Here is a 4520-nt window from a genome sequence, read left to right on the forward strand (position 1 = left end):
TTAACGGCAGGCCCCGCCGACCGATTGCAAGCGGTCGGCGGGGCCATTGTGGCTCTTGACAGCGGATTGGGTCATATGAGCGAAAGCCCGCCAGAGCGAGCAAGGTGCCTTGAAACAAGAGGGCATTGATCTTTTGATCATGCCGCCGAAGTTGAAAGGCAGATTGCCGCTCTGACGGGCTTGCAGCGTCGAGCAGTTGCGGCGTTTGGTAAAACGCCGCAACGAACTAGTTCATCATCGCATTCATCATCTCGGTGGTTGCGGAATCGTCGGCAGACCACTCGTTATCCTCGTTGGCGGAATACTTAAAGGTGACCTTGGTGTCCTTGGTCTTAGCGGCCTTGGTCACGTCGACCATCACCTGGCCGGCCATCTTGTACAGCTCGTCCTCGGAAGGCATCGTATCGAGTGCGGCGATCTTCTCCTGATACTGGGTGGCGAAATCTTCGACGATCTTGTTCATGGACTTGCAGGTGATGGTGACCTCGGCGGTCGCGGTGCCCTTGTCCTCATCGACCGTCACATCACCGATCTTGTAATCAAAACCCTCGAGATAGCTCTTGGCATACTCCTTGGGATCGATGCCCAGCTGCTCAAACTCGTCGCCCGAAGCCTCTTCCAGGCCGGAGAGGAAATCATCGCCGCCGTTCTTGATCTCGTCAAACTGACTCGTAAGGTCGTTGGTGATGAGCTCCTCCACCGAAGGCCCTCCGCAGCCGGAAAGCAAAACCACGCACGCGACCAGGGCAGCCATCAGGGGCGCAAGCAGCAGCTTCTTTTTCATGACATTCCTCCAAACAAGCGGCGCTGCGTTTCCCGCGCAGCGCACGTCGCAACAGTAAGTCCATATTAGCGGCTCCGTTCAACCCCCTACGTCGCAAAAGCGTGGGCGGCTCAATTTGACGAGTGAATGGCCCATAAAGCAAGCCCCCTGCAATAAAATGCGCCTGCTCGGCCTATTAAAAAAGGGTGGCCGGATAACCCGACCACCCTTGTGCATCTTCTGGATGCCGCAGACTACTTGCGGACGACCTTAACGATGGCGTCACCGGCGGCGACGGCAGACTCGGCCTCGACGGCGAGCTCGACATCGGCAAACTCGGCGGTGTTGGACACGGCCACGACGACGCAGTCCTTGTAACCGGCGGCAGCGATCTTGGCGCGGTCGATCTTGAGCAAGGGCTGGCCGGCCTTCACGACGTCGTCGGCCTTGACGAAGCCGTCGAAGCCGTCGCCATTCATGTTGACGGTATCGACGCCAACGTGCACCAGAACCTCGATGCCGCTATCGGACTGCAGGCCCACGGCGTGACCCATGGTGACGGTCACCTTGCCGTCGCAGGGAGCGTAGACCAGGTCGTCCTCGGGCCACACGGCGCAGCCCTTGCCCAAAACCTCGCCAGCAAAGACGGGATCGGGCACGTCGGCCATCTTGATGACCTTGCCCTTGACGGGCGAACACAGCACGTCGGCGCCGGCAGAAGCAGAAATGGAGGCCGGAGCAGCGGCAGCCACGGGCTCAGCCTTCTTCTTGAACATATCAAACAGACCCATACGTTTTCTCCTCTTGATTAAGCGCAACGTTATGCGCATACCTATGGTGATTATAGTGCCAAATGGCCAAAATGCTAAGGCGAGGGCCCAAATCACAAGCCCTTCCAAGCCCTTCCAAAACCTTTTCCCATGGGGACTCATATTGTCGATTAAGCCTCGATAAGCCCCGGGTGAACAAAAGCGTTCCAGATGCCGTCGTCATCGACGTCGGTGGTCACGTAGTCGGCGGCCGGTCCGGCGTTCGGCGGAACGCCGGAGCTCAATCATTCCAAGCCCTCGGTGCCGTTGGACTTGATGATCTTCTGGTATGCGAAGAAGCTGTCCTTGCGGCGGCGCTCGTAGGTACCGGTGCCGTCGTCGTATTTATCGACGTGGATGAAGCCGTAGCGCTTGCGCATCTCGCCAGTGCCGGCGGAAACCAGGTCGATGGGACCCCACCAGGTGTAGGCAATCAGGTCAACGCCATCGGCAATGGCCTCGCCCATGGCCTTGATGTGGCTCTGCAGGTAGGCGATGCGATACGGGTCATGGATGGAGCCGTCCTCCTCGACCTCGTCGCAGGCGCCCATGCCGTTCTCGACCACCATCAGCGGAATCTCGTAGCGGGCGTAAATCTCGTTGAGGGCGATGCGCAGGCCCAGCGGATCGATCTGCCAGCCCCAGTCGGTGGACTCCAGATAGGGATTCTTGCCGCCAAAGGTCATGTTGCCCTCGGTCATCTCGTGATCCTTGTGGGTGCCCACGGTGCCGGACATGTAGTAGCTAAAGGTGTAGAAATCAACCTTGCCGTCGGCGATATCCTGCAGGTCGCCGTCCTCCATCACGAGCTCGACATCGTTCTCGGCCCAGAAGCGCTTGGCATAGAACGGGTACTTGCCGCGCACCTGCACGTCGGAGCAGTACCAGTTCATCGTATTCATCTCCTGCTGCGTGGCGAACACGTCGGCCGGATCGCACGTGGCGGCATAGGAAAGAATGAAGCAGTCCATGTTGCCCATCTTAAACTGCGGGTAATGCTCATGGGCATAGCGCACGACGCGGCCGCTGGCGACAAACTGGTGATGCAGCGCCTGCATACGAGCCTGCGGCGTGGTGTGGACCGCCGACGCCGGACCCTCAAAGCCCTGAATCATGCTGGTCTCAAAGAGGTTGCCCATGTCCTGAGTACCGCAGTTGATCTCGTTGAAGGTGAGCCAGAACTTGACCTTGTCCTGATAGCGGTCGAAGACGGTCTGGCAGTACTTCTCAAAGAAGCCGATGAGCTCGCGGCTCGCCCAGCCGTTGTATTTCTCGACCAGGTGATAGGGCATCTCGTAGTGCGAGAGGGTCACGAGCGGCTCGATATTGTGGGCACGCAGGCAGTCGAAGACGCGGTCGTAGAAGGCGAGGCCGGCCTCGTTGGGCTCAGCGTCGTCGCCGTTGGGAAAGATACGGCTCCAGGAGATGGACATGCGGAACATATTGAAGCCCATCTCGGCGAACAGCGCGATGTCCTCCTCGTAGTGGTGGTAGAAATCGATACCGTCATGATTGGGGTAGAAGCGGTTGGGGTCGATGTCGGTCGTAATCTGACGCGGCTCCTTGTAGCTGCCGCCCAAGAAATGGTCGTCGACGGAAGGGCCGCGGCCGTCCACGTTCCAAGCGCCCTCAAACTGGTTGGCGGCGGTGGCGCCACCCCAATAGAAACCCTCGGGGAACTTGATGTTTGCCATGAGCATCTCCTTTGCATCGCGGATCGATGAGCTGAGTATCGCCCACGCGCGGGACGGGCAGAAGCGGGCGCACCAAACCCGACACTTCTTTTCGCCCTTGTGCCCCGTCACCGCCCCGCCCCTGACACTTCCTGATACCGACCAAAACGTGCCAAAATAAACCTGTCCCTTTTTGGCAGGTTTGGCGAGTGTGGGAGTTCGCATGGATATCAAACGCAAGATCATCGAGGCGCAGGGCCTCACCCCCACCGAGCAACAGCTCGGCATTGCAGCCCTTGCCATCGGTCAGGACATCCGCGGGCTTTCTATTAAGGAATTTGCCGCGCGCACCAACGTTTCGGTCGCGAGCGTGCATCGTTTTTGCAAAAAGCTCGGCCTCGAGGGCTTCAAGGATCTCAAGGTCGAGCTTATTCGCTTGGCAACCGAGGCGGGAAACCGCCGCGACGTGGACATCAACTTCCCTTTCGATGCTACGTCCACTCCCGCGCAGGTTATGGAGCGCATGGAGGGGCTCTACCAGACCACGCTGGCCGAAACGCAGGAGCTGCTCGATCCCACGCAGCTCGACCACGCCGCCAAGCTCATCGCGAACGCCCGACAAGTCGACATCTACACGGGCTCGCACAACCTCTATCCAGCGGGAATGTTCCGCGACCGCCTGCTCTCCGCCGGTAAAAGCGCGACGTGCCACAACGGTGTCGAGGCCCAGGTGCGAACGGCGCTCGCCTCGGATCCCGACCATGCGGCAATCGTCATCTCCTACAGCGGCCTTGCCCCCAACCTCAAGGACATCTTGCCGATCCTCAGCAGTCGGCATGTCCCGGTCATCGTCATCGGCACGCCTTATTGCGCGCGCATTCACCCCGGCTTTGCCGCCTACCTTACGGTGAGTGACCACGAGAGCATGACGCATCGCATCACGCAGTTCGCCAGCCACATCGCCGTGCAATACGTGCTCGATTCGCTCTACAGCAGCTACTTCGCCAAAGACTACGCCCACTGCTCCGAATTCCTGGAGCGTTCGTTCCCCTATACCCGCCTGCCCGGGCTCAAGTAGTCGTTTAAGAACGTCCCCAATGACTACTCTGGCAACGGCAGCAAGCGGGCCGCATTCGGAGCAAGACAACGCCGCAAGTAGAGGACGGACAGACACTATGACCCAATCCGAGGGCACTAAAAAGATAGGAGCCCCCGCTCGTGACCGCGGGTCGGGGCTGCGACAATGATGTTGAAGTGCCATAGGCGCAGCCGCGC

4 protein-coding genes are annotated in these 4520 nt (G+C 59.4%); 1 reads left to right on the plus strand and 3 read right to left on the minus strand.

The window, feature by feature from the left end:
- Positions 1-226: 226 nt before the first annotated feature.
- The 3 genes from ACTM82_RS08800 to ACTM82_RS08810 all read right to left on the minus strand — a co-directional run bounded on the left by ACTM82_RS08800 (position 227) and on the right by ACTM82_RS08810 (position 3266).
- Complete coding sequence (locus ACTM82_RS08800; protein ID WP_427795241.1) at positions 227-784, minus strand: hypothetical protein; 558 nt, start codon at positions 782-784, stop codon at positions 227-229.
- A gap of 233 nt (positions 785-1017) precedes the next feature.
- The gene (locus ACTM82_RS08805) at positions 1018-1554 is read right to left on the minus strand and encodes a PTS sugar transporter subunit IIA (protein WP_441031946.1); all 537 of its coding nucleotides are present in this window, start codon (positions 1552-1554) and stop codon (positions 1018-1020) included.
- A gap of 263 nt (positions 1555-1817) precedes the next feature.
- On the minus strand, positions 1818-3266 hold the full coding sequence (locus tag ACTM82_RS08810) for a glycoside hydrolase family 1 protein (RefSeq protein WP_441055838.1): 1449 nt from the start codon (positions 3264-3266) through the stop codon (positions 1818-1820).
- Positions 3267-3468: 202 nt separating this feature from the next.
- On the opposite strand from ACTM82_RS08810, the gene ACTM82_RS08815 reads away from it, so the two are divergent.
- Positions 3469-4323 (plus strand): MurR/RpiR family transcriptional regulator, encoded by an 855-nt coding sequence (locus ACTM82_RS08815; RefSeq protein WP_441055840.1) that lies wholly within the window; start codon positions 3469-3471, stop codon positions 4321-4323.
- Positions 4324-4520: the final 197 nt, after the last annotated feature.

The sequence above is a fragment of the Collinsella sp. HCP3S3_E5 genome (assembly GCF_052067635.1).
Lineage (GTDB): Bacteria > Actinomycetota > Coriobacteriia > Coriobacteriales > Coriobacteriaceae > Collinsella.